This window comes from Streptomyces sp. NPDC002935, assembly GCF_040611295.1.
Classification (GTDB): Bacteria; Actinomycetota; Actinomycetes; order Streptomycetales; family Streptomycetaceae; genus Streptomyces.
In genome coordinates, this window is the sequence record NZ_JBEXNW010000010.1 from 152,551 (window position 1) to 179,365 (window position 26,815).

Annotated in this window: 26 protein-coding genes; 12 read left to right on the forward strand and 14 right to left on the reverse strand. The window is 71.5% G+C overall.

Annotated features, from left to right (window positions below):
• The first annotated feature begins 366 nt into the window (after positions 1–366).
• Genes ABZX90_RS16050 through ABZX90_RS16065 form a run of 4 tightly spaced genes read left to right on the forward strand, consistent with a single transcriptional unit; the run spans position 367 to position 4,364 of the window.
• A complete protein-coding gene (locus tag ABZX90_RS16050; protein WP_351125944.1) occupies positions 367–693 on the forward strand; it encodes a hypothetical protein in 327 nt (108 codons plus the stop codon).
• A gap of 46 nt (positions 694–739) precedes the next feature.
• Entirely contained in the window at positions 740–1,561 is an 822-nt protein-coding gene (locus ABZX90_RS16055) for a hypothetical protein (protein WP_351125946.1), read from the forward strand.
• An 18-nt stretch (positions 1,562–1,579) separates the two neighbouring features.
• A complete protein-coding gene (locus tag ABZX90_RS16060; protein ID WP_355205257.1) occupies positions 1,580–3,556 on the forward strand; it encodes a fumarate reductase/succinate dehydrogenase flavoprotein subunit in 1,977 nt (658 codons plus the stop codon).
• Between the two features lie 37 nt (positions 3,557–3,593).
• Complete coding sequence (locus ABZX90_RS16065) at positions 3,594–4,364, forward strand: succinate dehydrogenase/fumarate reductase iron-sulfur subunit (protein WP_351125950.1); 771 nt, start codon at positions 3,594–3,596, stop codon at positions 4,362–4,364.
• 114 nt (positions 4,365–4,478) lie between these two features.
• Here ABZX90_RS16065 and ABZX90_RS16070 read toward each other — a convergent pair whose 3' ends face one another.
• Both ABZX90_RS16070 and ABZX90_RS16075 read right to left on the reverse strand, forming a co-directional pair.
• Positions 4,479–4,787 (reverse strand): hypothetical protein, encoded by a 309-nt coding sequence (locus ABZX90_RS16070; RefSeq protein ID WP_355205260.1) that lies wholly within the window; start codon positions 4,785–4,787, stop codon positions 4,479–4,481.
• Positions 4,788–4,856: 69 nt separating this feature from the next.
• Positions 4,857–6,020: a hypothetical protein gene (locus ABZX90_RS16075; protein ID WP_355205263.1), complete on the reverse strand. Its 1,164-nt coding sequence runs from the start codon at positions 6,018–6,020 to the stop codon at positions 4,857–4,859.
• 198 nt (positions 6,021–6,218) lie between these two features.
• On the opposite strand from ABZX90_RS16075, the gene ABZX90_RS16080 reads away from it, so the two are divergent.
• A complete protein-coding gene (locus ABZX90_RS16080) occupies positions 6,219–7,730 on the forward strand; it encodes a hypothetical protein (RefSeq protein WP_355205266.1) in 1,512 nt (503 codons plus the stop codon).
• Between the two features lie 184 nt (positions 7,731–7,914).
• Here the strand turns inward: ABZX90_RS16080 and ABZX90_RS16085 are convergent, their stop codons facing one another.
• From ABZX90_RS16085 to ABZX90_RS16110, 6 genes are all read right to left on the reverse strand, one after another.
• Complete coding sequence (locus ABZX90_RS16085; RefSeq protein WP_355205269.1) at positions 7,915–10,605, reverse strand: SpoIIE family protein phosphatase; 2,691 nt, start codon at positions 10,603–10,605, stop codon at positions 7,915–7,917.
• Between the two features lie 247 nt (positions 10,606–10,852).
• The gene (locus ABZX90_RS16090; protein ID WP_355205272.1) at positions 10,853–11,284 is read right to left on the reverse strand and encodes an ATP-binding protein; all 432 of its coding nucleotides are present in this window, start codon (positions 11,282–11,284) and stop codon (positions 10,853–10,855) included.
• Between the two features lie 104 nt (positions 11,285–11,388).
• Positions 11,389–11,799 carry a (deoxy)nucleoside triphosphate pyrophosphohydrolase gene (locus ABZX90_RS16095; protein WP_351125962.1) on the reverse strand — a complete coding sequence of 137 codons (411 nt, stop codon included), beginning with the start codon at positions 11,797–11,799 and terminating at the stop codon, positions 11,389–11,391.
• Between the two features lie 45 nt (positions 11,800–11,844).
• On the reverse strand, positions 11,845–12,027 hold the full coding sequence (locus ABZX90_RS16100; RefSeq protein ID WP_028804678.1) for an SPOR domain-containing protein: 183 nt from the start codon (positions 12,025–12,027) through the stop codon (positions 11,845–11,847).
• 494 nt (positions 12,028–12,521) lie between these two features.
• Positions 12,522–13,274 (reverse strand): GntR family transcriptional regulator, encoded by a 753-nt coding sequence (locus tag ABZX90_RS16105; RefSeq protein WP_351125964.1) that lies wholly within the window; start codon positions 13,272–13,274, stop codon positions 12,522–12,524.
• Between the two features lie 147 nt (positions 13,275–13,421).
• Positions 13,422–14,759, reverse strand: a complete 1,338-nt coding sequence (locus ABZX90_RS16110) for a DUF4190 domain-containing protein (protein ID WP_355205277.1) — start codon at positions 14,757–14,759, stop codon at positions 13,422–13,424.
• A gap of 330 nt (positions 14,760–15,089) precedes the next feature.
• On the opposite strand from ABZX90_RS16110, the gene ABZX90_RS16115 reads away from it, so the two are divergent.
• Positions 15,090–16,196, forward strand: a complete 1,107-nt coding sequence (locus ABZX90_RS16115; RefSeq protein ID WP_351125968.1) for a threonine synthase — start codon at positions 15,090–15,092, stop codon at positions 16,194–16,196.
• A gap of 44 nt (positions 16,197–16,240) precedes the next feature.
• On the opposite strand, the gene ABZX90_RS16120 is transcribed toward ABZX90_RS16115, so the two are convergent.
• The gene (locus ABZX90_RS16120) at positions 16,241–16,687 is read right to left on the reverse strand and encodes a MarR family transcriptional regulator (protein ID WP_355205280.1); all 447 of its coding nucleotides are present in this window, start codon (positions 16,685–16,687) and stop codon (positions 16,241–16,243) included.
• Between the two features lie 150 nt (positions 16,688–16,837).
• On the opposite strand from ABZX90_RS16120, the gene ABZX90_RS16125 reads away from it, so the two are divergent.
• On the forward strand, positions 16,838–17,881 hold the full coding sequence (locus ABZX90_RS16125) for a superoxide dismutase (RefSeq protein WP_355205283.1): 1,044 nt from the start codon (positions 16,838–16,840) through the stop codon (positions 17,879–17,881).
• Between the two features lie 115 nt (positions 17,882–17,996).
• Here ABZX90_RS16125 and ABZX90_RS16130 read toward each other — a convergent pair whose 3' ends face one another.
• The 3 genes from ABZX90_RS16130 to ychF form a co-directional block, all read right to left on the reverse strand.
• Complete coding sequence (locus tag ABZX90_RS16130) at positions 17,997–18,251, reverse strand: Txe/YoeB family addiction module toxin (RefSeq protein WP_351125972.1); 255 nt, start codon at positions 18,249–18,251, stop codon at positions 17,997–17,999.
• The gene (locus tag ABZX90_RS16135) at positions 18,248–18,529 is read right to left on the reverse strand and encodes a type II toxin-antitoxin system prevent-host-death family antitoxin (protein WP_351125974.1); all 282 of its coding nucleotides are present in this window, start codon (positions 18,527–18,529) and stop codon (positions 18,248–18,250) included. Before ABZX90_RS16135 ends, ABZX90_RS16130 begins: the two co-directional genes overlap by 4 nt.
• Before the next feature lie 166 nt (positions 18,530–18,695).
• The gene (gene ychF / locus ABZX90_RS16140; RefSeq protein WP_351125976.1) at positions 18,696–19,784 is read right to left on the reverse strand and encodes a redox-regulated ATPase YchF; all 1,089 of its coding nucleotides are present in this window, start codon (positions 19,782–19,784) and stop codon (positions 18,696–18,698) included.
• A gap of 197 nt (positions 19,785–19,981) precedes the next feature.
• On the opposite strand from ychF, the gene ABZX90_RS16145 reads away from it, so the two are divergent.
• The gene (locus ABZX90_RS16145; protein ID WP_355205287.1) at positions 19,982–20,563 is read left to right on the forward strand and encodes a DUF6542 domain-containing protein; all 582 of its coding nucleotides are present in this window, start codon (positions 19,982–19,984) and stop codon (positions 20,561–20,563) included.
• Positions 20,564–20,799: 236 nt separating this feature from the next.
• Here ABZX90_RS16145 and ppgK read toward each other — a convergent pair whose 3' ends face one another.
• Positions 20,800–21,549, reverse strand: coding sequence for a polyphosphate--glucose phosphotransferase (gene ppgK, locus ABZX90_RS16150; RefSeq protein WP_351125980.1), 750 nt, complete (start codon positions 21,547–21,549; stop codon positions 20,800–20,802).
• 29 nt (positions 21,550–21,578) lie between these two features.
• On the reverse strand, positions 21,579–22,592 hold the full coding sequence (locus ABZX90_RS16155; protein WP_355205291.1) for a 4-hydroxy-3-methylbut-2-enyl diphosphate reductase: 1,014 nt from the start codon (positions 22,590–22,592) through the stop codon (positions 21,579–21,581).
• A 92-nt stretch (positions 22,593–22,684) separates the two neighbouring features.
• Here ABZX90_RS16155 and ABZX90_RS16160 point away from each other — a divergent pair, with 92 nt between their 5' ends.
• The 4 genes from ABZX90_RS16160 to ABZX90_RS16175 all read left to right on the forward strand — a co-directional run bounded on the left by ABZX90_RS16160 (position 22,685) and on the right by ABZX90_RS16175 (position 26,702).
• Positions 22,685–24,064 (forward strand): APC family permease, encoded by a 1,380-nt coding sequence (locus tag ABZX90_RS16160; RefSeq protein ID WP_355205294.1) that lies wholly within the window; start codon positions 22,685–22,687, stop codon positions 24,062–24,064.
• A gap of 317 nt (positions 24,065–24,381) precedes the next feature.
• The gene (gene xseA / locus ABZX90_RS16165) at positions 24,382–25,590 is read left to right on the forward strand and encodes an exodeoxyribonuclease VII large subunit (RefSeq protein WP_355205297.1); all 1,209 of its coding nucleotides are present in this window, start codon (positions 24,382–24,384) and stop codon (positions 25,588–25,590) included.
• Positions 25,591–25,599: 9 nt separating this feature from the next.
• Positions 25,600–25,875, forward strand: a complete 276-nt coding sequence (locus ABZX90_RS16170) for an exodeoxyribonuclease VII small subunit (protein ID WP_355205300.1) — start codon at positions 25,600–25,602, stop codon at positions 25,873–25,875.
• Between the two features lie 236 nt (positions 25,876–26,111).
• Positions 26,112–26,702, forward strand: a complete 591-nt coding sequence (locus tag ABZX90_RS16175) for a malonic semialdehyde reductase (protein ID WP_351125990.1) — start codon at positions 26,112–26,114, stop codon at positions 26,700–26,702.
• Positions 26,703–26,815 lie beyond the last annotated feature (113 nt).

The following is a 26,815-nucleotide window of genomic DNA, read 5'->3' on the forward strand; positions in this document are numbered from 1 at the left end:
GGGGAGGGCGGCCGGGCGGAGGCGACGACACGGCGGCGGGCATCCGGAACCCCACCCGTGCGGCGCAATCCGGGACCGTGCCCTCCTGCCGCACCCCCGTCCCGGCCCCGTGGTGCGGCGCCCGGAAGAGCGAGGGGCCTGTCACTCGCTTCCCGGCGCCACCAGGGAGCGCGGGGAAACCGGACGGCGCGCGGGAAACCAGGACAGCGCGCGGGGAAACCGGAGGGCGCGCGCGGCGCGTTCTGATGCGCGCGAGCCCTCAATCCGTGCACACGCCTTCACACGGGTGCGTGTGACGCGCAACACTCGCAGGCGCATGAACGTTGCCGCCTGGGGCCGCTGGGCCCGCGGAAGTGAGGGCAAGTCATGTCCGTGCACGACGACCTGACGTCGGTCCAGCGCTGCCTCGACGATCTGCAGCGGTCGGTACGGCGCCTGGAACAGCAGATGGGCGCCGGTCTGGAGATGCGCCGCGTACGCGCCGACGCCGACCACCTGCGCGAAAGCGTCGCGCTGCTGCGCGAGGCCACCGCGGGCGCCTCCTCCGGACTCGCCACCGCGCCCGGACCGGCGGGACCCGCGTCCGGCCGACGGCCCGACCTGGTGTCCATTCCCGACACCCCGTACGACAGCTCCTTGTGGACCGATTCCGACGACGAGGGTCTCGGCGCGCACCACGGTCCCACCCACTGAGCGCCCTCGACACCGGCGCACCCCCGAACCCGACCGGAGTGCGAAGTTGGCCACTGGTACGGAACCTCATCTGAACAGCGGCGGCGTACGAACCGGTACGCGCGCCGCGATCGCCGCCCCGCATCTGCGGACCGACCGCTGGTGGCTGGCGCCCGCCGCCACCGCGGCCGGGTTGCTGGCCTTCATCGTGTACTCGACCTGGCGGGCCTTCTCGGACGCGCACTACTACGCGGCGCCGTACGTCTCGCCGTTCTACTCGCCCTGTCTGGCGGAGCGGTGCGGAACCATGCACGCCGGACCGAACGCGGACCTGTTCGGGAGCTGGTGGGCCATCTCCCCCGCGATCATCATCCTGATCTTCCCGCTCGGCTTCCGGCTGACCTGCTACTACTACCGCAAGGCCTACTACCGGGGCTTCTGGGCGAGCCCGCCGGCCTGCGCGGTCGCCGAGCCGCACAAGAAGTACACCGGCGAGACCCGCTTCCCGCTGATCCTGCAGAACATCCACCGGTACTTCTTCTACGCGGCCCTCGTCGTCGCCGGCATCCTCACGTACGACACCGTGCTCTCCTTCCGCGACGAGCACTACAACTGGGGCCACATGGGCCTCGGCACGCTGGTGTTCCTGGTCAACATCACGCTGATCTGGGCGTACACCCTTTCCTGCCACTCCTGCCGGCACATCGTCGGCGGGAAGCTCAAGCACTTCTCCCGGCACCCCGTGCGCTACCGGATGTGGCAGTGGGTCGGGAAGCTGAACGCCCGTCACATGCTGCTGGCCTGGGCGTCGTTGGTGAGTGTGGCGCTCGCCGACTTCTACGTGTACCTGGTCGCGTCCGGCGCCTTCGACGATCCGCGCTTCTTCTGACATGAGTGGGGCCTTCTGATGTCCGTGGTCGATCGGCAGGAGTGGGACGTCGTCGTGGTCGGCGCCGGTGGCGCGGGACTGCGTGCCGCCATCGAGGCACGCGAGCGCGGCGCCCGTACGGCGGTGATCTGCAAGTCGCTGTTCGGCAAGGCCCACACGGTGATGGCCGAGGGCGGCATCGCGGCCGCCATGGGCAATGTGAACTCCGGCGACAACTGGCAGGTCCACTTCCGCGACACCATGCGCGGCGGCAAGTTCCTCAACCAGTGGCGGATGGCCGAGCTGCACGCCAGGGAAGCCCCGGACCGGGTGTGGGAGTTGGAGACCTGGGGCGCGCTCTTCGACCGGACCAAGGACGGGCGGATCTCGCAGCGCAACTTCGGCGGCCACGAGTATCCGCGCCTCGCCCACGTCGGCGACCGCACCGGACTCGAACTGATCCGCACGCTCCAGCAGAAGATCGTGGCCCTCCAGCAGGAGGACATGAAGGAGACCGGTGACTACGAGTCACGCCTGAAGGTCTATCAGGAGTGCACCGTCACACGGATTCTGAAGGACGGCCGACGCGTCTCCGGGGCGTTCTGCTACGAGCGCGAGTCCGGCCGCTTCTTCGTCCTCGAAGCGCCCTCCGTCGTGATCGCCACCGGCGGCATCGGCAAGTCCTTCAAGGTGACGTCCAACTCGTGGGAGTACACGGGCGACGGGCACGCGCTGGCACTCCTCGCCGGGGCGCCGCTGCTGAACATGGAGTTCGTGCAGTTCCATCCGACGGGCATGGTCTGGCCGCCGTCGGTCAAGGGCATCCTCGTCACCGAGTCGGTGCGCGGCGACGGCGGAGTGCTCCGGAACTCCGACGGCAAGCGGTTCATGTTCGACTACATCCCCGACGTCTTCAAGGAGAAGTACGCGCAGTCGGAGGAGGAGGGCGACCGCTGGTACGAGGACCCGGACCACAACCGGCGCCCACCGGAGCTGCTGCCGCGCGACGAGGTCGCGCGGGCGATCAACTCCGAGGTGAAGGCGGGCCGCGGATCACCCCACGGCGGCGTCTTCCTCGACGTGTCGACCCGGATGCCGGCGGAGGTGATCAAGCGCCGACTCCCGTCCATGTACCACCAGTTCAAGGAGCTGGCCGACGTCGACATCACGGCGGAGGCCATGGAGGTCGGGCCCACCTGCCACTACGTGATGGGCGGCATCGCGGTCGAGTCGGACACGGCCGCAGCTCGCGGCGTACCGGGACTGTTCGCGGCCGGTGAGGTCGCGGGCGGCATGCACGGTTCCAACCGGCTGGGCGGCAACTCGCTCTCCGACCTTCTGGTGTTCGGGCGGCGGGCCGGATGGCACGCGGCCCAGTACGCGGCCGGTCTCGCCGGGGAGGGCGCCCGCCCGCCCCTGGACGACACCCAGATCGACGCGGCGGCCGCGGAGGCACTGCGGCCCTTCTCGGCCGAGGGCCCGGAATCCGCCCCCGCCGCCTCGGCCGACGGCGCCCGGCTCTCCGGTGCGCACCCGCCCGAGAACCCGTACACCCTGCACCAGGAACTCCAGCAGACCATGAACGACCTGGTCGGCATCATCCGCCGCGAGGCCGAGATGGCCCAGGCCCTGGAGAAACTCGCCGAACTGCGGGTACGGGCGCGCCGGGCCGGCGTGGAGGGCCACCGCCAGTTCAACCCGGGCTGGCACCTCTCCCTCGACCTGCGGAACATGCTCCTCGTCAGCGAGTGCGTGGCACGGGCGGCGCTGGAGCGCGAGGAGTCGCGCGGCGGGCACACCCGTGAGGACCACCCGGCGATGGAGCGCTCCTGGCGCCGGATCAACCTGCTGTGCCAACTCACCGACCCGACCGGCGGGTTGGCCGCCACCGACCCGGTGGCCGGGCAGATCGATCTGGTGAACGAGACCACCCGGCCCATCCGCCCCGACCTGCTCGCCCTCTTCGAGAAGGAGGAGCTGGTCAAGTACCTCGCCGAAGAGGAGCTGTACGAGTGAGCAGCGAGCAGGAGCGGTACGAGGAGGCGCGGTACGCGTGAGCAGCTACGAGGCCCGCTTCAAGGTGTGGCGCGGAGATGTGAAGGGCGGCGGCCTGAAGGACTTCGAGATCGAGGTCAACGACGGCGAAGTGGTGCTGGACATCATCCACCGGATCCAGGCCACCCAGGCCCCCGACCTCGCGGTGCGCTGGAACTGCAAGGCGGGCAAGTGCGGTTCGTGCTCGGCGGAGATCAACGGACGGCCGCGGCTGATGTGCATGACGCGGATGTCGGTGTTCACCCGGGAGGAGACGATCACCGTCACACCGCTGCGCGCGTTCCCGGTCGTACGGGATCTGGTGACCGACGTCGGTTTCAACTACGACAAGGCCCGGGAGGTCCCCGCATTCGTGGCGCCCGCCGGTGTCGGACCCGGTGAGTACCGGATGATGCAGGAGGACGTCGACCGCTCGCAGGAGTTCCGCAAGTGCATCGAGTGCTTCCTGTGCCAGGACACCTGCCATGTCGTCCGTGACCACGAGGAGAACAAGCCGGCGTTCGCCGGACCGCGCTTCCTGATGCGGGTGGCGGAGCTGGACATGCACCCGCTGGACGCGGCGGCGGACTCCGGCCTTGACCGCAAGCGCACGGCCCAGGACGAACACGGCCTCGGCTACTGCAACATCACCAAGTGCTGCACGGAGGTCTGCCCCGAGGGCATCAAGATCACCGACAACGCGCTGATCCCCTTGAAGGAGCGGGCCGTCGACCGCAAGTACGACCCGCTCGTGTGGCTGGGATCGAAGATCGGCAGGCGGCGGACGTAGGCGAGGGCGGCACACGGTCCCTTGCCATCGCGCGACCTGACGTCATCGCGCGTTCCTGCCGTCATCGCGTACTCCGTCGTCACCGCGCGCCCCGCCGCGGCGTCATCCCGCTGCCTAGTTCAGCGGGTTCACGTCGCGGCCGGGTCGCTGCCCCATGGTCAGGAGCACCAGGCTCGCGAAGTACAGGGCCAGCCCGCCCATGGCGTACGGCGTCAGGTCGGCGTCGGGCCCGTGGAACGGTCCGAGGAACATGAACAGGGACATGCCCACGGCCCCCGTCAGCGCGCCCCATCCCCACTGCTTCGGCCGCAGGACCCGGCGGCGGAACCACGGCGGAATCCAGCCCGTCGTGATGGCCGCGATCCCGAATCCGGCCTGCGCGGTGACGACCAGCGCGGCCAGCCCCACGAGATACCAGTGCATCGCCCCTCCGTTGCCCCGGCGCACCGGCGACAGCGCGCGCCCTGATCATGGCACGCGGGGCCGCCGCGGTCATCCCTCGCGGACCCATCCTTCGCGGTACGCCGTCCAGTCGGTCTCCGTGGCGGCGAAGTCCACGTACAGGGCGACTCCGAAGCGCTCGCGGGTGCGGTCCGTGCGGGTCAGACCGAGGCGGGTTCCGCGGACGGCCGCCTCGACCGTCTCGGCGTACGCGTGGTGGCCGATGCCGTCGTCGTGGAAGAACGGCAGGCCCATCAGCAGGTCGGTCGACTCGGGGGTGACCTCCAGGGCGAGGGAGGTCTGCTGGGCAACGTAACCGCCGTAGAGGCTCTGGAGCGGCATGCCGGTGTCGTACGACATGACGGCGATCTGGTCCACCCGGCGGGCCACCTGCCCGAAGAACGCCTGGGACCACCACTTGGGGTGGCCGGTGAGGGTGCCGGCGACCGAGTGGAGGGCCGGGAGCGGGTCGATCTGGTGGGAGGCGACGGAGAGGGGGACGTGCCGGGCGCGGGTGAGCGCGTGCAGGTCGTCGAGGAGGGAGAGGTAGTGGGTGTCGCCCGAGTGGAGTGGCTCCAGGTCGAAGTGGACGCCGTCGAACCCGGCGTCCAGGACCTGCCCGGCCGACCGCACGACGGCGTCCCGCGTCCCGGCCCGCTCCAGCCGCAGCCCGTCCGGCCCCTCGCTCGCCAGCTTGTCGCCCAGCCAGGCCTGGACCCGTACGCCGTCCACGCGCCGGTGCACCGCCGCGATCAGCCGACCGGCGGACGGATACGCCGTCGCCGGCAGCGAGCCGTCGTGCTCCAGCGGCCCGGCGTGCACGTACAGATCCCGGATGCCGCTGTCCCGCAGTCGCGCCGCCAGCGCCTCGACGTCCGCCTCGCTCTTCCGGCCGTCCACCCAGGCGTGCCCGAGCCAGAGCGCGTCCCGGTTCCTGGTCTGGGTCCCGGGAGCCGGATCGCCCGCGTAGTTCACCCGCAGGGCGATGCCGGCGGCGAGGGTGGGGAGCAGCAGGACGAGCACCAGCCCGACGGCGACCCGCTTCGGCAGACGCAGCCGCGGGTGCCGCCAGACCTGGGAGACACGGCGTGACTCATCGTCGGCGGCCACCAGCTTCACCTCGTCGGCGGTCGGCTCCGGCACAGGGTTCGTGTGCCGTGTGTCCGGTGCTTCCTCCGCCGGATTCGTCGACTCGTCCTGGCGCCCCGCGTCCATCCCCCGCACCCCTCCCGTACGCCCCCGTATCTCCCGTACCTTAGGCGCCCCCACCTCCCGGTATCCCGGTCGCGGGGGTGCTCGGGCGGCCATACGCTCCCAAATGTGACGTCGCCCCAGAGTCGAAGCCGGTCGCGCAGGGCCCCGTCGCGCAGAGGCGTGCGGGTTGCGCATGCCGTGCTCGGGGGGCTGATTGCGGTGGGATGGCTGGTGCTGCCGCCGGCACGGGCGGGAGCCGTCGATCCGGCGACCGCGGCGCGGCGTGCGGGTGTTGCCGCTCCGGCCGTCGCCGCCCCGGAGGACGGGACGACGACCGGCGATCTCGTACCGCCCCTTGTCGCGGTCGGCGCCGCGGGTGCGCTGGCCGCGTACGCGTACGCGCGCCGCAGGCGGCGGGCGACGACACGGACGACGCCCGGAGGCAACGCCCCCGGGCTCATACCCCTCCACGAACTCGACCGGCAGGCCCGGCAGTTGCTCGTCGACATCGACGACTGCGTGCGCACCGGCGCCGAGGAGCTGGGACTCGCCGCGGCCCGGTCGACGGGCGACGCGGTCGAACCGTACGCGGACGCGCTGGCGTACGCGGAAGCCGAACTCGCCGCGTCCTTCCGGCTGCGCCGACGCCTCGACGAGGCGGGCGCGCGCCCGGGACTGGGCCTGGGACCGGGCCTGGGCGAGGGGGACAGCAGGGGTGCCCTGGAGGAGATCGTCGCCCGGTGCGGGAACGCCGGAGAGCGGCTGGACGCGGCGGCGCCGGGGTTCGACCAGCTCCGGGCGCTGGAGCGGAACGCGGTGGCCGCCCTGGAGTCCGCCGGGACCCGCCTCCGGGAAGTGTCGGCGCGCACCCCGGCCGCCGAGGCCACGCTCGCCGAACTTCACAAGCGGTACGCCCCCACCGCATCCATCCGGGTCGTCGGAGACGTCGAACAGGCCAAGGACCGGCTCGCGTTCACCACCCTCCAGCTCGACCAGGCACGGGGGTACGCGGACAGCGGCGACAGCGCGAGGGCGGCCGCCCATCTCCGGGCGGCGGAGGGGGCTGTGGAGCAGGCCGCCGTCCTGGTGAACGGCGTGGACCGGCTCGCGGGTGAACTGGCGTCGGCGGCGGCGCAGTTGCCGGCGGCGCTCGCGGTGATGGCGGCGGCCGTTCCGCGTGCGGCCCGTGAACTGCCTCCGGACGCTTCCGGTGGACTCGGCGGGCTGGGCAGGCCGTTCGGCCGTATCGAGGTGCTTCTCTCCGGGGTGCGTCGTGAGATGGCGTCCGGGCCGTACGATCCGCTGGACGCGCTGCGCCGGGTGGTCGAGGCGGAGGCGACCCTCGCCGGGGCGGGGGGCGGCGACGTTCACGACGGGCGCGCCCATGCCCTTCTGCCCGCCCGCAGCGCGCTCGCCGGAGCGTCGGACTTCATCGGCACGCATCGCGGAGCGGTCGGCAGCGAGGCCCGAACACGGTTGGCGGAGGCGGAACGCCTGCTCGGGGCGGGGGCCATCCCCCTGTCCGAGGTGCGGCGGGCCGACGACCTCGCCCGGGAGGCGCGACGGCTCGCCGAGCGGGACGTACGGGCGTACGGCAGTCCCGCGGGCGGTCGCGGGGGCGCCGGAGCGGGCGGCGCGGTGCTCGGCGGGGTCCTCCTGGGCGACGGCGAGGGGCCGGTGAGTTACGGCGGCCCGCACACCCGGGGCCGCCGGGCGGCATCGTTCAGCTGACACGGCCGACCGGCCCGGCCGACGCACGGCTCCGAGGGTTTCGCTTGCTCCGTCGTGAACGGTTACGCGCACTCCGCCGCGGAGGGGCCTCGCTTGCTCGGCCCCAGGAGAGCCCGTGGACCGGTTCTGCGGCCCGGCGGGGCGGCAGACCATCCGGACGGCCCTCGGTGCCGCGCCACCGCCCTCAGAACAGGCTCAGCAACGCCTCCGCCGGGTCGGCGAGCCCCGACTCCCCGTCCGGCAGCGGGAGTTCGAACCACACGGTCTTGCCGCGCGGGGTCCGGCGCGAGCCCCACCCGGCCGAGAGCAGACCGACGAGCTGCAGGCCCCGCCCGCCCTCGTCGGTGTCGCGCGCCCGGCGGCGGCGCGGCTGGACGAGGCCGGCGTCCCAGACCTCGCAGACGAGGGTGCGGTCGAGGAGCAGCCGCAGCCTGATCTCGCCCTCGCCGTACCGCAGGGCGTTGGTCACCAGCTCACTGACCAGCAGTTCCGTCGTGTCGACGAGCGGCTCCAGGTCCCAGGCGACGAGCTGGTTGCGCGCGTACTCCCGGGCCCGGCCGACGCTGCGGGGCTCGCGCGGCAGGGTCCAGTCGCCGACGGACTCGGCGGGCAGCCCCTGGACGCGCGCCATGAGCAGTGCGATGTCGTCCTCGCCGTGGTGGGTGTCGAGGGTGTTGAGGACGTGGTCGCAGACGTCCTCCAGCGGGCTGGAGGGGTCGGTGAGGGCGCCGACGAAGGCTTGCAGGCCCTCGTCGAGGGGGTGGTCGCGCGATTCGACCAGTCCATCCGTGTAGAGCGCCAACAGCGCGCCTTCGGGTAGTTCGACCTCCACCTCCTCGAAGGGCTCGCCGCCCACCCCGAGCGGCATGCCGGGCGGCACGTCGAGCATCAGCGCGCTCTCGCCGGGCTCGACCAGGACGGGGGGCAGATGGCCCGCGTTGGCGAAGGTGCACCGGCGGGTCACGGAGTCGTAGACGGCGTACACGCACGTCGCGAGGTACACCTCGGAGAGGTCGGCGTCGCGGGGCTGGCGGGCCGTGCGGGTGGCCTGCTGGACCCCTCCGGGGGTGCCGAGGCCGCGCGCGATCTCGTCCAGCGCCGAGAGGACCTCGGCGGGTTCGAGATCGAGCAGGGCCAAGGTGCGTACCGCGGTGCGGAGTTCACCCATCGCCACCGCGGCGCGCAGTCCGCGGCCCATCACGTCGCCCACCACAAGGGCCGTGCGGTGGCCGGGGAGTTCGATGACGTCGAACCAGTCGCCGCCGACCTCCGTCGCCGCGTTGCCGGGAAGGTAGCGGCACGCGATGTCGAGGCCGGAGGCCTCGGGGTCGCCCGGGGGCAGCAGGGACCGCTGCAGGATGAGGGCGCGTTCGTGCTCGCGGCGGTACAGGCGCGCGTTGTCGATGCAGACGGCCGCGCGGGCGGCCAGTTCCACCGCCAGGGCGCGGTCGCGTTCCCCGAACGGCTCGCTGCCCTTCGTACGGGAGAACTGGGCGAGTCCCACGACCGTGTCGTGGGCGACCATCGGGACCGCGAGCGTGGACTGGATGAGGCCGCCCTCTTCGGCGGGGATGTGCTGCGGCCGGGCGGTGCGCAGGGCGTCCGCGCAGGGCGAGTTGAACGGGTAGTGGTGGACCGCGCCGACGGCGACGGGCGCCGGACCGCCGACGAACGGCGCGTCGGAGACGGCGCTGGCGAAGGCGACACGGCGGAGTTCGGCGCTGCCGTCCGCGAGGCCCGGCGGGGCCTCGTCGCCGGCCAGCAGACCCTGGTACAGGTCGACCGTCGCGAGGTCGCAGAAGCCGGGGACCACGACGTCGAGGAGTTCGCGTGCGGTGGTCTCCAGGTCGAGCGAGTTGCCTATGCGGGCGCCCGCCTCGTTCAGAAGGGCGAGATTGCGCCGTGCGGCGGCCGCTTCCCGGGCGGCGGCGCGGCGGGCGGTGATGTCGGTTCCGAGCCAGGCGATACCGATGGGACGGCCGCTTCCGCTGTGTACGCGGTAGAGGTTGATGGACCAGTGACGGCGTTCCTCGGAGCCGGGCGCGTACCCGGTGACATGCATGTCCGTGATGGAGTCGCCGGTCTCCAGGACGCGGCGCAGGACCGCCGTGACGCGGTCGGCCTCGGAGCGCGGGAGATAGTCCTGGACACCCTTGCCGCGGTGGTCGTCGACCGTGCCGCCGAAGATCGAGGCGAACCGCTGGTTGGCACGCCGGACCCGCAGGTCCGTGTCGATCAGCAGGAAGCCGAACGGAGATTGACCGAAAATCGCCTGCGAGGCGGCGAGATCCGTCTCGATGCTGCGCAGGGTACTGACGTCCACGACGATGCATACGGCGGCCCGCTCGCCGTCCTCGGTCGTGGTGGGCATCACATAGACCTCGGCGAGGCCCTCGGCGCCCTCGCCGACGCTCTCACCGGCGTCTTCGGAGGCGGGCACCTTGAAGGGCACGACGCCGGTCCACTCGCGGCCGTCCAGGATCTCCGCCATCTTGCGCTGGCCGGACTCGCGCCGGTCGGCGGTGACAAACGCTTCGATGGGGTCCATGCCGACGGCCCGCTCCGCGGAGATACCGAAGATCCGCTCGGCCCGCAGACTCCACTGGTCGACCAGCCCGTCGGCGCCGATGGAGAAGGAGGCGGCCTTGATGTAGTCGTAGATCGAACCGGGCGGACTGCTCTGCCACATCGCGTCGCCCAACGCCTCGCCGACCACGTCGTCGCCCGCGTCGGCCACCGCGCCGCCTGCCCGTTCGCCCGTGGTGCTGCCCGCGTCCTCGCCGGGAACCGTGCGCGCGAGATCGCCCGCCGCATCAGCCCTCGCACCGTCCGACGGGTCCTCGGACCCCGTGGCCTTCGCTGGTATCTCGCTCACGCGAACCGTCCCCTCCAGCTCACCGCGTCCGGCACCGGTCACCGGGGGCGGCTGCCCGCAGTATCCAGCACTACGGCGCCGCACGACACGGTGTTCACGATCACAGCACGGTCCCGATGGTTTTTGGACCGGCCGCGACATACTCCCAGTCTTCTAACCAGGTGGCGCCCCGTCGAATCAAAGAATCCGACACCCGCCGAAGGCTGAACCGGCCGAGCGCCGTGCGGACATCCGAACCCTCCGTGTCTCAGCCCGGCACGGCCAGTTCGAACCAGACGGTCTTGCCGGTGTCTCCGGGCCGGGTCCCCCAGCGTCTGCACGAGCCTGCCACGAGCTGGAGTCCGCGGCCGCTCTCGTCCGAGGCGTCGGCGGCCCGTTCGCGGGGCGGGTCCGGCAGCGGATCGGAGACCTCGACGCGCAGAGCGCCCGGCACGTCCTCGGGACGCACCAGCCGGACGCCGATCGGGCCCGTCGCGTGCCGCAGCGAGTTCGTCACCAACTCACTGACCAGGAGCGCGGCGATGTCGCCGAGGGAGTCGAGTCCCCAATCGTGCAGCTGTCGCCGGACGACGGCTCGCGCGGTACGGACGGCACCCGGTTCAGCGGGAAAGGTCCACTCGGCGCAGTCGCCTTCGGTGTCGATCAAGCCGATCACTTCCCAGACCAGGAACCCACCCATGTCCGGTTTCGTGGGGTTAATGGGCACATACCCGATATCTTGGATGCTTTACCGCGCCCAGGGGCACACTGTGGCGCGAACGGCGTACGAACCTCACACCCGGCTCATCGCGCGCCCGGATCGAGCCACGGCAGTGCGCCCTTGACCGCCGGTACGTCCTGATCCAGCCAGTCCACGTCCCAGATCTCTCCGGGGGCCAGCCAGCGCAGCTCGTCGTGATCCTCCAGGGGCTCGGGCCGGACCGAGCCGGGCAGCAGCCGGGCGGCCCACACCACCAGGACGTATCCCGGCTTCAGGGGCCACTCGCCGGGGACGCGCTCCAGCGGTTCCGCCTCGACGCCGAGTTCTTCGCGCAGCTCGCGCACGAGGGCGCGCTCGGGGGTCTCACCCGGCTCGACCTTGCCGCCCGGCAGTTCCCAGCGCCCGGCGAGATCGGGGGGCGCGCTGCGGCGGGCGGCGAGCAGGCGCCCGGCGTGCACCAGGGCGCCCGCGACCACCACGATCCGTTCCGTCATGCGCCGGAGCCTACGGGAGCGGGGCGGGGTCCCGGGGCGGACGGATCACCGGCTTCCGTTCTGCCCGATCCGCTCGACCCAGTAGAGCTGCTTGTGCCCGCGGTCGTCGAGGCTGTCCGCGATCTTCTGAGCCTCGGCGCGGGTCGCGTACCTGCCCACGCGATAGCGATTGCCGTTGTCGTCCTGCCGTATGACGAGCCAGGGAAGAGTGATCGTGCCGTCGTTCATCCAGCCCCTCCGCTTCCCGCCCCGGGCCCCCGCCGAACCCCGCACTCCAAGGAAACCGCAATACGCATATGCCCGAGCCTACGCCTAACCTTCACGCAGCGATTACGGCTTTTCACAAAGAGGTACGCAACCGGCCAGTAGGGAGCGTCGACCCGGGGGGCGCACGCCGTCGAACACGCCGCCCACGGTTCCCGGCGCGCCCGCGAGCAGGGCGAAGTCCGTTCCCGGCGCGCCACTTGAGAAAGGCCAGATTCCAACCGGGTTCACCGGCCGTCCGGTTGAGGCGGACTCCAACCGGGTCCAGGGGCCGTCCGATCGAGGCGGGCACCAACCGGATCCACGGGCCGTCCGGTTGAGCCGCGGGCCCGCGACCGGGCACTACGCCGCGGCCCGACGCCATCCCCTGGCCGGACACTCCGCCCTGCCCGGACGCCAACCCGTGGCCGGTCGCTAACCCGTGCCCGGACGCCAACCCGCCCGGAGGTGACGGGCGGTCATTTCACCGGCAGGTGGTAGGCGATCCGGTACCGGTCCGCCGGGACCACCACGTCCGCCGTCTCCACCGGACGGCCCGAGGCGAAGAAGGTCCGCTGGATGACGACGACCACGTGCCCGGGCACGCCGCCCAGCGCGAGGAGCTCCTCGGCGAGGCCGGGGCGCGCGCCCACCTCCTCGGTGACGTTGTCCACGATCACGTCGATGGCCGCCATGCGCTCGACGACACCCATGCCGCCGAGCGGGCCCTCCTCCGGGAGCATCACCGGCGTCCGCCCGGTGACGGCGAGCGGCTCCCAGGACGTGGACAGCATCATCGCCTCGCCGCCGTCCCGGTAGACGTAGTTCGTGCACATCACGCGGTCGCCCGGCTGGATGGCCAGCCGCTCGGCGATCGCGCCGCTCGCCTCGACCTGCCGGCTGTGGGACTCCCAGGTGCCGCGCACGGCGATGTCGGCCTGCTCCTGGCGGAAGGGGGTGGCGCCGCTGTCCGGCCGGTATCCGGTACGGGCCACGCGGCGCGGGACCGGCCTCTCCCGCACATAGGTGCCCGACCCGGAGCGGCCCTCGACCAGGCCCTCGGCCATCAGCACCTTGCGCGCCTCCAGGGCGACCGTGTCGGAGACCCCGTACTCCTCGCGGATTCTGGCCTGCGAGGGGAGGCGGGTGTGCGGTGGTAGCGAGCCGTCGACGATCTTCTTGCGGAGATCACCCGCGACACGCAAGTACGCCGGCTGCTCACCGAAAGTCACTTAGCCGCTCCCATCAGGTTGTACAGACAGCAACAGCGTGGCAACCGTGGGTTGTGCCATGCAAGCAAAGGCCAGAGAATCACTCGATGTGATGACGCGCGCCCCCCAAGGCCTTACGCAGGCACTTTCTCCCCGCTATGGCCGCCGTCACACCTCCATTCCGGCGCCGCCTTCACCGCCGTCACCGTTGTCGCCGCCCTCGTCGTACTTCGGCGGGGTGGTGGCGAGCCCCAGAGCTTTGCGGGTGGTGACCGTCTTCCTGGGGTCGATGAGCTTCACGGCCTTCTCGTAGTGCGTGTAGAAGGTGTCCACGTCCGGCGCGTCGGCGGCCTTCGCCCACTCCTTCGCCGAGAGGGCCATGTCCTTGGCCAGGGCTGCGATCCGTCCACGCGCGGCCGGCCCGAACCTGTGGGCGGGCAGCCCGTCCGCCTCCCACGCCACTCTCTCCGAGACGAAGGCCGCCCACTTCTTGTAGCCGGGCAGATCGTCCTCGATGGACTCCGCCTCGGGCACCCCGGCCAGCGCGTTGTTGATTTCCCGCGCCGAACTCAGATAGGAGTACTGGTCGGGGTCCAGCGTCAGCTGGTCGTTGCGCAGGGAGCCCGTCAGGCTGCCCTTCTCGTCGGTGTTCCCGAACAGACAGCTGACCTCGCGGTCGCCGCGGCGCCAGCTCTGCGACGTCGGCGTGAAGGAGTACACGTCGACGTCGTCCGGGACGGCCCAGGAGTCCATCGCGTAGCCGCTCTGTTCCCGGTAACACCGCCGGTCGGCCTCATCGCCGAGCGCAATGTCCCCCGGGTAGTCGCCGTCGCCCATCGCGAATTCCGCGAACACCTCGGCGTCGTGCTCGCCCGAGCACGGCACCTTGTCGACGTCGAACGCCAGGCCCTTCAGGGAGCCGTTGAGCGAGTCGAAGCACTCGCCCACCTCCAGTGAGAACGCGGCGCCTCCCGAGTCGTTCGCAGCGCCCTGGAAGCCGTCCCAGAAATCGCGCGCGCCACCCGTGGCGACCATGAGCGCGAGCAGCACCACGCCGATCGACGACATCACCATGCCGCCCACCGCCATCCCCTTGCCCCGCTCCCCGCGCTTCTTGATCTGGACGAGCGCCACGATCCCGAGCACCAGCCCGACGGCGGGCAGGAAGCAGAGGATGCCGAGGACGAGCGCCGCGATCGCGAGCCCGTTGAAGGGCACCGGCCGGTTGTACGGGGAGTAGCCCTGCCCCCAGGTCTGATACGGGCCCGCGTACGGGGACTGCTGGTACGGGGACTGCTGGTACGGGCCTTCCGGGTAGGGGCCCTGGGGGTGCGCGGCGTGCGGATACGGCGGCGGGTAGGCGCCGGGGGTCCCCTGCGGTATCCCCGGGGTGCCCGGCGGTATCCCTGGAGCGCCCGGCGGTGTCCCCGGAGCGCCCGGGGGCGTCCCGGGCGGCGGGTACTGCCCCTCTGGCTGCTGCGGCCCGGGCGGCGGAGGTGTGGCCACGACTTCCCTTGCTCCTCATCCACATGCGATGGAACCTGTGTACGACTGCCGGATGGCTGCGCGCATCGTAAGCGCGGCACGGGCCGGGCCATAACAGAGGCCGTCCTGGTGACGGCCGGAGCGACGGACGAACGACCCCCGTGTCCTCCGCCACCCAGCGCCGCCAGCCGGCGGAGGGCACGGGGGCGGCGGCCGCGGGGGTTCGCCCGAACCGGGCGGCGGGCGCGGGCGCGCGGCCGGGCCCCGTGGGGCGCCTCTGCCGTAACCCGCCTGCCGTGACGCAGTGGTGACACCCCGTCACCCGGTGCCGCCCCCGTCTAACCTGCGTCTATGACTCCACTGCCGGACTGCTTCTGCCCGACGGACGGCACCCGTGTCCCCGCCGGCTCGCTCGCCTGGTGCTGCCCGGTCTGCCGCGGCCCGCTCGATCTGGACTTCGCGCCGACGCCGGCTCCCCTCAGCTCCCTCACCGGGCGGGTGAACTCGCTGTGGCGCTACGCGGAGTGTCTGCCGCTGGGCACGCCCACGGTCAGCCTGGGCGAGGGCCGCACACCCCTGGTCCCCCTCCGCGAGGGCATCTCCGCGAAGCTCGACTTCCTGATGCCGACGCTGTCGTTCAAGGACCGCGGGGCCGTGCTGCTGGCCGAGCTGGCGCTGCGGCTGCGGCCCCGACAGGTGCTCGCGGACAGCAGCGGCAACGCGGGCACGGCGATCGCCGCGTACTGCGCGCGGGCGGGACTGCCCTGCACGGTGTACGTCCCCGAGGGCACCTCCGCGAAGAAGCTGGAGCAGATCGAGGCGCACGGGGCACGGCTGCGGGTGGTCGAGGGCGACCGCGAGGCGACGGCACGCGCGGCGCGCGAAGCGGCCGACGAGGAGGGCGTGTTCTACGCCTCGCACGTCTTCAACCCGTACTTCCTGCACGGCACGAAGACGTACGTCCACGAGCTCTGGGAGGACCTCGGCGGACGCCTGCCGGACGTCGTGGTGGTGCCCGTCGGCAACGGCACGCTGCTCCTCGGCGCCGCCCTCGCCGTGGCCGAGCTGCACGCGGCGGGGCTGATCGACCGCAGGCCCGCCCTGTACGCCGTCCAGTCCGCCGCGGTCGCCCCGCTGGCCCATGCCTGGTCCGAGGGCGCCGACGAACTCGTCGGCGTCACCCCCATGGCGCCCACGTTCGCCGAGGGCATCGCGATCCCGAACCCGCCCCGGGCCCGCCAGATCCTGCGCGCGGTACGCGCCTCCGGGGGCGCCTTCCTGACCGTGACGGAGGACCAGATCCGGCACGCCCAGGCGGACCTGGCGGGACGGGGCCTGTACGTGGAGTCCACGGGCGTGGCCTGCTGGGCGGCGGTCCGTGAGGGCGCACTCGGCCGACGGGAGGCCGTGGTGCCGCTGTGCGGGGCCGGGGTGAAGACGGGGATGGCCCAGGACTGATCCCGGGGTCGGCCCGGACCAGGGAGTTTCGCTGGGAGCGCCCCTCAGGGGCGGGAGCGTTCCTTCTCCAGGACCGCGACGCACCGGCCGAGCAGGGCTGCGATGGTGTCGCGCTCCTCAGCGGTGAACTCGGCGGCCAGGGCGCGCTCGACCCGTACGGCGCGGGCGTCGGCGTCGGCGAGCGCTGTCCTGCCCTCGTCGGTGAGCCGGGTCTCCAGGACGTTCTTGTGCCAGGCGTGCGGCGTGCGCTCGATGAGGCCGCGGTCCTGGAGGTTGTTCAGGACCGTGTTCATGGTCGGCGGTGTGACCAGGCAGAGGCGGGCCAGCGCGGCGGCCGAGATGCCGGGGTTCTCGCTGAGGTGGAGCAGCGCCGCGTACTGGGCGACGGTCACGCCCGCCGGTTTGAGCACCGCGGCCTTGGTCGCGCCGAGGGCCTGCTCGGCCCGTTTGAGGTGGGAGCCGAGGCGCTCGGACACGGGCATGGACGTCATCTCCGCATGGTAGCCGCGGATCGTACGGACTATACGACGATGAGCCTCCACCCATCCGTAAAGACATTGACGAGCATTAGAGCTCTAACATACGTTCGTACTCATCGCTCAGCTCGTCGACGCCCGAGATGCAGACCGAGAGGTTCCGCCGTGTCCCGTTCGATCCAGCGCCGCACCTTCCTGACCGCCACCGCCGCCGCCATCGCGGCGACCGCCGCGGGCGCCCCGCCCGCGAGCGCCGCACCCGGCCTCTCCACGGCCCCGGTCTCCACCCCCCATAGCTCCACCCGCAGCATCTCCACCCCCCGCATCTCCACCGCCTTCGAACTTCCCGACGACCGCGCCTACCCGGAGGGCATCGCCGCCGACCCGCGCACCGGAGCCCTGTACGTGGGCTCGTACACCACCGGCGCCGTCTACCGCGCGGCGCCCGGACGCCGTGCGGCCGAGACCTTCCTGCCCCCGGGCGCGGACGGCCGGAACACCGCGAACGGGCTGAAGGTCGACGGGTCCGGCCGTCTCTGGGTGACCGACTCGACGGCCGGGGTCGCCGTCTACGACGTGCGCACCCGCGCCCTGCTGGCCCGCTTCGACGTCCCCGGTGACGCGCCGCGTTTCGTCAACGACCTGGCGATCGCCGCGGACGGCAGCGCCTACCTGACGGACAGCGTGCGCGAGGTCGTCTACCGGGTGACACCGGCCGAGCTCGCCCGGGCCGCGGCCCACGGCGGTCGTGCCACGCTCACCCCCGCCTACGACTTCGGCGGCATCCTGGCCCCGCACCCGGCCGGCACGTTCACCCTGAACGGCATCGCCGCCGGGGACCGCTGCCTGTTCACCGTCGACATGACCGGGGGCGCCCTCTACCGGGTGGACCTCATCACCGGCAGGATCCGCCAAGTCGCCCTGCACGGAGGTGACCTGGTGAACGGCGATGGACTGGAACTGGTCGGCACCACCTTGTGGGCCGCCCTCAACAGGACCGACACGATCACCCGCTGGCGCCTGTCGCCGGACGGCACCGCGGCCCGTCTGGAGCGCAGCCTCACCGATCCCGCGCTCCAGATCCCGACCACGCTGGTACGCCACGACGGCCGCACACTCGTCGTCCGCTCCCAGTTCGACAAGGGCGGACCGATGGGACCGGGCACACCCGAGACACCGTTCACCGTGGCGTGGGTACGGGGCATCTGAACACACCCGGCCCGAGCCGGGTCCCGTCCGCACGAGCTGGAGCCGGGGCGCCCAGGGGCGTCGGACCCTGTATCTGCGGCGGGCAGGCTACCCATCAAGCACGACGAGGCACCGATCAGTAGTGATAACGAGCCGCGAGAATGACAATTTCCTTGTCCGTGACCAGGTAGACGAGACGGTGCTCGTCGTCGATCCGCCTCGACCAGGCCCCAGGCAAGTGGTACTTGAGCGCCTCAGGCTTGCCGATCCCCGTGAAGGGGTCACGCATGACGTCCTCGATGAGCCTGTTGATCCGAACGAGCATCTTGCGGTCGCTCTTGAGCCAGGACGTGTAGTCCTCCCAGCCCTGATCCTCGAAGGCGAGCCTCACACGACACCCGCAGCAGGATCCGCCGCATCCGGATCGATCAGCTCGCGCTCCGACACGTTGATGTTGCTCAAGGCATTCTCGTACGCCTTGAGCAGTCGCCGCGCGTTCGCAGGCGAGCGCAACAGGTACGAGCCCTCGCGCAGCGCCGCATAGTCCTCGGCCGAGACAAGCACGGCATTGCCGTGCTTGGAGACGATCTCGATGGCCTCGTGATCGTCATTGACCTTCTTGATCAGCGGGAAGAGAGCCTTGCGGGCTTCGCTCGCGGTTATGGACATGAGCCGACTCCCTCTATCAAGTGGTACCGAATAACGTACCACTCTCATTGCTCTCCGTGCGGGGCGAACAGCTGACGAAAAAGGGCAAGGGGCCGACCCCCGGAGGAGTCGGCCCCTTTTTACCTGCATGTTTGCCGCGTCGGCGGCGTGGTGTCCCCTCGTCCGCTCAGACGTTGAAGCGGAACTCCACCACGTCGCCGTCCTGCATGACGTAGTCCTTGCCCTCCATGCGGGCCTTGCCCTTGGCGCGGGCCTCGGCGACCGAGCCCGTCTCGACCAGGTCGGCGAAGGAGATGACCTCGGCCTTGATGAAGCCCTTCTGGAAGTCGGTGTGGATGACACCGGCGGCCTCGGGGGCGGTGGCGCCCTTCTTGATCGTCCAGGCGCGGGATTCCTTGGGACCTGCCGTCAGGTAGGTCTGCAGGCCGAGGGTGTTGAAGCCGACGCGGGCCAGGGTCGCCATGCCGGGCTCCTCCACGCCGACCGACTCCAGGAGCTCCCTCGCGTCCTCCTCGTCGAGCTCGGCGAGGTCCGCCTCCAGCTTGGCGTTGAGGAAGATCGCTTCGGCCGGAGCGACCAGGGCGCTCTGCTCGGCCTTGAAGGCGTCGTCGACCAGCTCGTCCTCGTCGACGTTGAAGACGTACAGGAACGGCTTGGTGGTGAGCAGGTGCAGGTCGTGCAGCAGTTCCTCATTGCCGGAGCCCTGGACGATGCCCGCGGAGAAGAGGGTCTCGCCCTTCTCCAGGATCGCCTGGGCCGCCTCGACCGCCGCGACCTTCGGGCCGATGTCCTTCTTGATGCGCGACTCCCTCTGGAGGCGCGGCAGGACCTTCTCGATCGTCTGGAGGTCCGCGAGGATCAGCTCGGTGTTGATCGTCTCGATGTCGTCCTTGGGCGAGACCTTGCCGTCGACGTGTACGACGTTCTCGTCCTTGAAGGCGCGGATGACCTGACAGATCGCGTCCGACTCGCGGATGTTCGCGAGGAACTTGTTGCCCAGGCCCTCACCCTCCGAGGCGCCCTTCACGATGCCCGCGATGTCGACGAAGTCGACGGTCGCCGGGAGGATCTTCTGCGAACCGAAGATCTCGGCCAGCTTGGTCAGCCGGGCGTCGGGGACGCCGACCACGCCCACGTTGGGCTCGATCGTGGCGAACGGGTAGTTGGCCGCGAGCACGTCGTTCTTGGTCAGGGCGTTGAACATGGTCGACTTGCCGACATTGGGCAGACCGACGATTCCGATCGTGAGCGACACGTTGCGACTTCCCGTACGAGAGGATGGGCGAAGGGCCCTCGAGGAGTGCGGGCCGATCCACCAGTCTACGGCGTGACACGGCTCGTACCGGCGAGGTATCGAACGCATGGCCAAGCTCTTGCCACGACCTCGCCTTCGGCTTGTCTCCGGCGTGTCTGAAGAGCCATTCCACACATAAAACGACCTAAGTTGTTCCAGTGGAGCAACACAGGACGCGTCCCCCTCAGTACAGACCGCGACGCGGCGCACCCGTTCCGGCACAGGCCGGACGGGGTGCGGGCGGCGGTGTCCGGCGGGGCGCCCCGCCGGCGCGGCGGCCCGCGCCCGGGGGTGTCCGGGAGACGCGGCGGGCGCCGAGTCCCCGGCTCACCGGGCTCGGCAGCGGGTTGTTCTGCGGCGCGTCGATGTTCGCACTGGCCTGCCTCGACCACCTGCTGTTCGGGGGATCACCGACGGTGTACGGGGTGCTGTTCCTGCCGGTGTGCGCGCTGACGGCGCTGTGGGTGCGGCCCGGCGACCTGGTGACCGCCCCCGTGGTCGTACCGATCGCCTTCACCTTCGGGCTGCTGCCGATCGCGGACGACAGCGGCGGCGGCGGCATCAGCGGCCGTTTCATGGGCCTGGTCACCGGCCTCGCCCTCCAGGCGGGCTGGCTGTACGGGGGAACGCTGGTCGCGGGCCTCGTCGTGACCGTCCGCAAGGTCCGCCGGATGAGCCGCCGGGCCGCCCGGCGCCGGGCGGCGGCGCGCGGTCTGCCGGACAGCCGACAGACCCGCTGACCCCAGCTCCGGGGCGCCGCCACCGCCGCGTACGGGCCCGCGTTCCGGGGCGGGCCCCCTTCCGGGGCAGGCCCCCTTCCGGGGCAGGCCCCCTTCCGGGGCAGGCCCCCTTCCGGGGCAGGCCCCCTTCCGGGGCAGGCCCCCTTCCGGGGCAGGCCCCCTTCCGGGGCAGGCCTCCGTTCCGGGGCGGGCCCCCCTTCCGGACAGGCCCCCGTTCCGGCGTGGCGGCGTCGCCGCTACTGCGCGACCTTCGCCGCGCGCATCGCCGCGCCCACGATCCCCGCGTTGTTCTGGAGCTGTGCCGGGACGATCTCCGCCTTGATGTCCTCGATCAGCGGCAGGAACTTGTCGGCCTTGCGGCTGACGCCGCCGCCGATGATGAAGAGCTCCGGGGAGAAGAGCATCTCGACGTGGGCGAGGTACTTGGTGACCCGGCGCGCCCAGTGCTCCCAGGTCAGCTCGTTGTCGTCCTTGGCCTTGGTGGAGGCCCGCTTCTCGGCGTCGTGGCCGTGCAGCTCCAGGTGGCCCAGCTCGGTGTTCGGGACCAGCTCGCCGTCGATGAAGAGGGCGCTGCCGATGCCGGTGCCGAAGGTGAGCAGGATGACCGTGCCCCGACGGTCGCGCCCGGCGCCGAACTGCATCTCGGCGACGCCCGCCGCGTCCGCGTCGTTCAGCACGGTCACCGGCAGTCCGCCCAGCCGCTCGCTCAGCAACGCGCGCGCGTCGGTGTCGATCCAGGCCTTGTCGACATTGGCCGCCGTGCGGATGGTGGAACCGCCGGTCACCACACCCGGGAACGTGATGCCCACCGGACCCGACCAGCCGAAGTGACCGATGACGTCCTTCACGCCGTCGGCCACCGCGTCGGGCGTCGAGGGGTGCGGGGTGAGCACCTTGAAGCGCTCCTCCGCCAGGTCCCCGCGGTCAAGGTCCACAGGGGCACCCTTGATCCCGGATCCGCCAATGTCCACACCGAAGATCTGCATGGACCCACGTTACGTCGTACGACGGAGCGTCACTTCCCGGGCGTACCACCGGTGCGCAGCTCCACGAGCGCGGCCGCCTCGGCGCGCAGATCGCGGCGCAGCTCCTTGGGCAGCGAGAAGGTGATGGACTCCTCGGCGGCCTTGACGATCTCCACGTCCTCGAAGCCGCGCTGGGACAGCCACTCCAGGACCTGCTCGACGAGGACCTCGGGAACGGAGGCACCGGAGGTGACGCCGACCGTGCTCACGCCCTCCAGCCACGCCTCCTCGATCTCGTCGGCGAAGTCCACGAGATACGCGGCGCGGGAGCCGGCGAGCTTGGCCACCTCGACCAGCCGCACGGAGTTGGAGGAGTTGCGCGATCCCACCACGATCACCAGCTCGGCCTCCGCGCCCATCTGCTTCACGGCGAGCTGACGGTTCTGCGTGGCGTAGCAGATGTCGTCGCTCGGCGGGGAGATGAGCTGCGGGAACTTCTCCTTCAGGGCGTCGACCGTCTCCATGGTCTCGTCGACCGAGAGGGTGGTCTGGGAGAGCCAGACGACCCGGGAGGGGTCGCGGACCTCGACCTTGGCGACATCCTCGGGGCCGTCGACCAGGGTGATGTGGTCGGGTGCCTCTCCGGAGGTGCCGATGACCTCCTCGTGGCCCTCGTGCCCGATGAGGAGGATGTCGAAGTCGTCGTTCGCGAACCGGACGGCTTCCTTGTGGACCTTGGTGACCAGCGGGCACGTCGCGTCGATGGTGGCGAGCTTGCCCGCGGCGGCCTCGTCGTGGACGACCGGGGCGACGCCGTGCGCCGAGAACATGACGATGGACCCCTCGGGGACCTCCGCCGTCTGCTCGACGAAGATCGCGCCCTTCTTCTCCAGGGTCTGCACGACGTACTTGTTGTGGACGATCTCGTGACGGACATAGATCGGGGCCCCGTACTGCTCAAGGGCCTTCTCGACGGCGATCACGGCGCGGTCCACGCCCGCGCAGTAGCCCCGGGGGGCGGCGAGCAGGACACGGCGGCCAGGCGAAGCAGTCATGCCCCCCATCGTAAGGCCGCGCCCGGCAGGTCAAAGATCGCCTCCTTGGAGAGACTGTGAGGAGCCGGGGGGTGGGCCGGGCGCGACCCTCGGGAGGCACGATGTCCGACACCCAGACCACCGCCGGCTCGGGCGCGGCGGAGCCCGGACTGCGGCGCAGCCTCGGTTTTCGGGACCTGGTCGTCTACGGGCTGCTGTTCATCGCCCCGATGGCGCCGGTCGGGGTCTTCGGGACCCTGGACGCGAAGTCGCACGGGGCGGTCGCGCTGGTCTACGTCGTCGCCACGGTCGCCATGGCCTTCACCGCGTTCAGCTACGCGCAGATGGTCCGCGTGGTCCCCCAGGCGGGTTCGGTGTTCGCCTACGCGCGCGCGGGGCTCGGAAAAGAGGCCGGGTTCATCGCCGGGTGGATGGTGATGCTGGACTATCTGCTCATTCCGGCGGTGGCCTATCTGTTCTCCGGGATCGCGATGAACGCCCTGGTCCCGGAGGTCTCCCGGTGGGTGTGGACCACACTCGCCGTCGTCATCACGACGTTCCTCAACCTCTGGGGTGTCCGCACCGCGGCGCGGGTCGGCCTCCTGGTGCTCGCGATGGAGATCGTGGTCCTTCTCGTCTTCGCCGTGTCGGCGATCGTGGTGCTCGCGCGCGACGGCGCGCACCGCGGCTGGCTGTCCCCGCTGTCGGGTGACGGCACGCAGGGCGCGTTCGCGCTGTCGGCGGTCATCGGCGCGGTCTCGGTCGCCGTCCTCTCCTTTCTGGGCTTCGACGCGATCGCCTCCTTCGCCGAGGAGGTCACGGGCGGCTCGGAGAAGGTGGCCCGCGCGGTCCTGTTCTGTCTGGCGCTGGCGGGCCTGCTGTTCGTGGCGCAGACCTACCTGGCGTCGCTTCTGGAGCCGCTGTCGTCGGCGCGGCTCGCCACCGACCCCGCGAAGCAGGGTTCGGCCTTCTACGACGCCGTGGACGCCTCCGTCGGTTCGTGGCTGCACAACCTGGTGGCGGTCAGCAAGGCGATCGGCGCGGCCTTCGCGGCGCTGGCCGGGCAGGCCGCGGCCGGGCGTCTCGTCTTCGCGATGGCCCGCGACCGGCGGCTGCCGCGGGCGCTGGCGCGGACCGACTCCGGGCTGCCGCGGGCGGCACTGCTGTGCGCCGCGGTGATCACGCTGGTCGCCGCGGTCTGGGCGGCGCGCCGCGACGACGGCCTCGACAAGCTGGTCTCGGTGGTCGACATCGGCGCGCTGACGGCGTTCACGCTGCTGCACGCGTCCGTGGTGGGCTGGTTCGCCGTGCGGCACAGGGACGGGCCGATGGTGTGGTGGCGGCACGTCCTCGTACCCGTGCTGGGCGCCGCGATCACCGTCACGGTGATCGTCGAGGCCTCGGAGACGGCCCAGGTGGTCGGCCTCGTCTGGCTGACGGTGGGGCTGGCGGTGCTGATCGCCCAGCGGGGGCGGGGCGGGTCCGGGTCCGGGTCCGGGTAGCGCGTGGTGGCGGAGCAGGTCCCGGGCCGGGACCGGGTGGTGCCTGTCGGGCGGGGCGGGAACGGGGCTGGGGCCGGGTGGCGCCTGTCGGGGCGGGGCGGGGCCGCCTGGGCCGGTAGCCCTGTCGGGCAGGGCGGGACCGGGGCTGGGTGGCGCCTGTCGGGCGGGGCGGGAACGGGGCCGGACAGCGCCTGTCGGGCCAGCCGGGTCCGAGGCCGGATGGTGCCCGCCGGGCGGGCCGGGGCCAGGAGGCCGGGTCGGCCCGAGCCGCGTCGGGGGTGCGGGCGTTGTCGGTGGGGGCCACTACGCTCGGGCGCATGGCTCTCAACACGTCCGCGGACGCTCCGCTGCCCGTCGGCGAGGTGTCACGGCTCATCGGGGGATGGATCGACCGGCTCGGCGCGGTGTGGGTCGAGGGGCAGATCACCCAGTTGTCGCGGCGCCCCGGAGCGGGCGTCGTCTTCCTGACGCTGCGCGACCCGTCGTACGACATCTCGGTGGGCGTGACCTGCTACCGGCAGGTCTTCGACGCGGTCGCCGACGTGGTGAGCGAGGGCGCCCGGGTGGTGGTCCACGCCAAGCCCGAGTGGTACGCGCCGCGCGGGCAGCTGTCCCTGCGCGCCGCCGAGATCAAGCCGGTCGGCGTGGGTGAGCTCCTGGCCCGCCTTGAGCAGCTGAAGAAGTCGCTGGCGGCCGAGGGACTGTTCGCGGCCGAGCGCAAGAAGGCGCTGCCGTTCCTGCCGCAGCTCGTCGGGCTGGTGTGCGGGCGCGCGTCGGCGGCCGAGCGGGACGTGCTGGAGAACGCGCGGCACCGCTGGCCCGCCGTCCGCTTCGAGGTGCGCAATGTCGCCGTACAGGGCGTCCACGCCGTACCGCAGGTCGTACAGGCGGTGAAGGAACTCGACGCACTCGCCGAGGTCGACGTGATCATCGTGGCGCGCGGCGGCGGCAGCGTGGAGGATCTGCTGCCGTTCTCCGACGAGCAGCTCGTCCGGGCGGTCGCGGCCTGCCGTACGCCCGTCGTGTCGGCCATCGGGCACGAACCCGACAACCCGCTGCTCGACCATGTGGCCGACCTGCGGGCGTCCACGCCGACCGACGCCGCCAAGAAGATCGTGCCGGACGTCGGTGAGGAGTACGAGCGGGTGCGGTTCCTGCGGGACCGTGCGCGACGCTGCGTCCGGTCGTTCATCGACCGCGAGGAGCGCGGCCTCGCGCACGCGCTGGCCCGGCCCTCGATAGAGGATCCGCACCGGATGATCGACGTGCGGGCGGACCAGGTCGCCGCACTGCTCGAACGGGGCCGGCGCACCCTCGGGCATCTCCTGGACCGCGCGGACTCGGAGCTGACGCACACCCACGCGCGTGTGGTGGCCCTCTCCCCCGCCGCGACCCTCCAGCGGGGGTACGCGGTGCTGCAGAAGGCCGACGGGCATGTGGTCCGGGACCCGGCCGAGGTCGCGGCGGACGAGACGCTGCGGGCGCGGGTCGCCGAGGGTGAATTCACGGTTCGAGTCGATGCATAGGGTGGGCGCATGACCAGCAAGGTGGACGAGGCGCTCGGGTACGAGCAGGCACGGGACGAGCTGATCGAGGTCGTACGCCGCCTGGAGGCGGGTGGTACGACCCTGGAGGAGTCCCTGGCGCTCTGGGAGCGGGGCGAGGAGCTGGCGAAGGTCTGCCGGCGCTGGCTGGAGGGCGCGCGGGCCCGCCTGGACGCGGCCCTGGCCGAGGAAGAGTCCCAGGAAGAGGACCCGGACACCGGCTCCGGCTCCGGCTCCGGCTCCGGCTCCGGCTCCGGCTCCGAGTAACGACGGACAGCGACGGCGGCCGGCTCCCGCGGGGGCCGGCCGCCGTCGTCATGCGGGCGCACCGGCCGCCGTCATGAGGCGGAACACCCGCTCTCCGCACCTGCCCTTTCCGGGCCCGCATCTGTGAAGCGGATCACCATGCCCCGCTTTTGGTTGAACTTTAAACCTCTTCGTCGTACTGTCGTCATTGCCAACAGATCCTCCGGGATCCACCGCACATACCGAGAAGGTTCTTCATGTCTCTCGTCCTTGACCCCACCGCTCAGGACCTGCTGTTCCGCGAGGCCCGCACCGCGAACACGTTCACCGACGAGCCGGTGACCGACGAGCAGGTGCAGGCGATCTACGACCTGGTCAAGTACGGCCCGACCGCCTTCAACCAGTCGCCCCTGCGTATCACCCTGGTCCGCTCCCCCGAGGCCCGTGAGCGCCTCGTGCAGCACCTCGCCGAGGGCAACCAGGCGAAGACCGCCGCCGCCCCGCTGGTCGCGATCCTCGCCGCGGACAACGAGTTCCACGAGGAGCTGCCGGCGCTCCTGCCGCACTTCCCGGCCGCGAAGGACCTCTTCTTCTCCGAGCGCCCGGCCCGTGAAGGCGCCGCCGCGCTGAACGCCGCGCTCCAGGCCGCGTACTTCATCATCGGCGTCCGCGCCGCGGGTCTCGCCGCGGGCCCGATGACCGGCGCCGACCTCGCCGGCATCCAGAAGGAGTTCCTGGACGACGACCACACCCCGCTGATGATCGTCAACATCGGCAAGCCGGGCGATGACGCCTGGTTCCCGCGCTCCCCGCGCCTGGAGGCCGACCAGGTCATCACGACCGTCTGATCACCGGCACCACCGTTCGATCCCGAGCGGATGCGAGAAGGGCCCCCGGCGCAGCGCCGGGGGCCCTTCTCGTGCGTGTACGGGATCGATCTACGGCCGCGGGATCCACGACC

Excerpts from the sequence above, each read along its gene's own strand:
- ABZX90_RS16050 (WP_351125944.1), top strand. The coding sequence starts at position 367 with ATGTCCGTGCACGACGACCTGACGTCGGTCCAGCGCTGCCTCGACGAT.
- ABZX90_RS16060 (WP_355205257.1), top strand. The coding sequence starts at position 1,580 with ATGTCCGTGGTCGATCGGCAGGAGTGGGACGTCGTCGTGGTCGGCGCC.
- ABZX90_RS16070 (WP_355205260.1), bottom strand. The coding sequence starts at position 4,787 with ATGCACTGGTATCTCGTGGGGCTGGCCGCGCTGGTCGTCACCGCGCAG.
- ABZX90_RS16075 (WP_355205263.1), bottom strand. The coding sequence starts at position 6,020 with ATGGACGCGGGGCGCCAGGACGAGTCGACGAATCCGGCGGAGGAAGCA.
- ABZX90_RS16090 (WP_355205272.1), bottom strand. The coding sequence starts at position 11,284 with ATGGGTGGGTTCCTGGTCTGGGAAGTGATCGGCTTGATCGACACCGAA.
- ABZX90_RS16095 (WP_351125962.1), bottom strand. The coding sequence starts at position 11,799 with ATGACGGAACGGATCGTGGTGGTCGCGGGCGCCCTGGTGCACGCCGGG.
- ABZX90_RS16100 (WP_028804678.1), bottom strand. The coding sequence starts at position 12,027 with ATGAACGACGGCACGATCACTCTTCCCTGGCTCGTCATACGGCAGGAC.
- ABZX90_RS16115 (WP_351125968.1), top strand. The coding sequence starts at position 15,090 with ATGACTCCACTGCCGGACTGCTTCTGCCCGACGGACGGCACCCGTGTC.
- ABZX90_RS16120 (WP_355205280.1), bottom strand. The coding sequence starts at position 16,687 with ATGACGTCCATGCCCGTGTCCGAGCGCCTCGGCTCCCACCTCAAACGG.
- ABZX90_RS16135 (WP_351125974.1), bottom strand. The coding sequence starts at position 18,529 with ATGTCCATAACCGCGAGCGAAGCCCGCAAGGCTCTCTTCCCGCTGATC.
- ppgK (WP_351125980.1), bottom strand. The coding sequence starts at position 21,549 with ATGCAGATCTTCGGTGTGGACATTGGCGGATCCGGGATCAAGGGTGCC.
- ABZX90_RS16155 (WP_355205291.1), bottom strand. The coding sequence starts at position 22,592 with ATGGGGGGCATGACTGCTTCGCCTGGCCGCCGTGTCCTGCTCGCCGCC.
- ABZX90_RS16160 (WP_355205294.1), top strand. The coding sequence starts at position 22,685 with ATGTCCGACACCCAGACCACCGCCGGCTCGGGCGCGGCGGAGCCCGGA.
- xseA (WP_355205297.1), top strand. The coding sequence starts at position 24,382 with ATGGCTCTCAACACGTCCGCGGACGCTCCGCTGCCCGTCGGCGAGGTG.
- ABZX90_RS16170 (WP_355205300.1), top strand. The coding sequence starts at position 25,600 with ATGACCAGCAAGGTGGACGAGGCGCTCGGGTACGAGCAGGCACGGGAC.
- ABZX90_RS16175 (WP_351125990.1), top strand. The coding sequence starts at position 26,112 with ATGTCTCTCGTCCTTGACCCCACCGCTCAGGACCTGCTGTTCCGCGAG.